This is a genomic window from Paraburkholderia podalyriae, assembly GCF_014397785.1.
In the GTDB taxonomy this organism is placed as follows: domain Bacteria; phylum Pseudomonadota; class Gammaproteobacteria; order Burkholderiales; family Burkholderiaceae; genus Paraburkholderia; species Paraburkholderia podalyriae.
Genome location: NZ_VZQQ01000219.1, coordinates 1 through 1426, shown reverse-complemented (window position 1 = coordinate 1426; position 1426 = coordinate 1). Strand labels below are relative to the sequence as shown.

The window sequence follows — 1426 nt, the reverse complement described above, 5'->3', positions numbered from 1 at the left end:
GAGGAATGAAATGAACGCGTCCCACCCCGTGACCGAGTGAGCAAATCAAGGTGGATCCTCACTGGCCAACGGCATCGATGTACCCACGTGGAAAATAGGAAGTTTCCCAAGGCAACCGGAGGATCCAGTCGTGAATCGTACAGCAGTCGGCGTGGACATCGCGAAAAACGTGTTCCAGGTGCATTACATCGATCAGGAAACCGGCGAGATCGTGAACAAGCCGATCAAGCGGGCAAAGTTCCTTGAACATTTCGCGAACCGTGCGCCGTGCCTGATCGGGATAGAAGCGTGTGGTGGTGCGCACCACTGGGCCCGGCAACTGACGAAGATGGGCCACGAGGTGAAGCTGATGCCGGGGGAGTTTGTGAAAGCGTTCAATGTCCGCAACAAGAGCGATGCGGCGGACGCCCGGGCGATCTGGCTGGCAGTACAGCAGCCAGGCAAGCCGGTAGCGGTAAAAACTGAGATGCAGCAGGCGATGCTTGGGCTGCACCGGATGAGGCAGCAACTGCTCAAGTTCCGAACGATGCAGACCAATAGCCTGCGAGGACTGCTGACGGAATACGGCGAGGTGATGAGCAAGGGGCGAAGCAAGCTGGACAAGGAGATACCAGTGGTGCTCGAACGGCTCGCTGAGCGTCTGCCTGCTGTGATCATTGACACGTTTCGCGAGCAGTGGAACGGACTGGCGAAGCTGGACGAACAGGTAGCGCAGATTGAGCGCCGCATGCGCGAGTGGAAGAAGGAAGACAAATCGGTAAAGGCAATCGGCGAGATTCCCGGCGTCGGACTGCTGACGGCAACGGCGGCAGTCGCGATGATGGGCGATCCGAAAGCGTTCAGTTCGGGGCGGGAGTTTGCCGCGTGGGTTGGGATCGTACCGAGGCAGACGGGTTCGGGCGGCAAGGTGAATCTGCACGGGATCAGCAAGAGGGGTGACACGTATCTGCGCACACTGCTGATCCACGGTGCGCGTAGCGTCCTTGAGCACGCAAAGGAGCCGGGTGAGTGGGTCGAGCAGATGAAGAAGCGGCGGCCAAAGAATGTCGTGGTCGTCGCACTGGCCAACAAGATGGCGCGAACGATCTGGGCCGTACTGGCCCATAACCGGCCATACCGGAAGGACTATGTCAGCGTGAATCCGGCCTGAATGGCTCACGCGATGTAGAAGATCAACGTTTGACACAGGGTGAACGTCGAAAGGTTGCGCAGCAAACGAGTGTGATGACAAGCCAGGTAGGACCGGGGCCCGCCAAGCCTGAATCATTTCCAGAGCTTCGAGCTCGTTTGAGGAGTGAGGCGCGGGCCAGCGGATTTCATAGGGGGCCGTAGCCTATTGGGCTGCAACAAGCCCGGATATAGAGCAGCAGCCCATCCTGTCTGTCACACAAGCGAGAACTAGCGCAAAGGGACGCGTTCATATAGA

General features: G+C 58.6%; 1 protein-coding gene. It reads left to right on the top strand.

Going from position 1 to position 1426, the window contains the following annotated elements; translation table 11 throughout:
• Positions 1-130: 130 nt before the first annotated feature.
• Positions 131-1150 (top strand): IS110 family RNA-guided transposase, encoded by a 1020-nt coding sequence (locus F6X42_RS42640; RefSeq protein ID WP_187639731.1) that lies wholly within the window; start codon positions 131-133, stop codon positions 1148-1150.
• Positions 1151-1426: the final 276 nt, after the last annotated feature.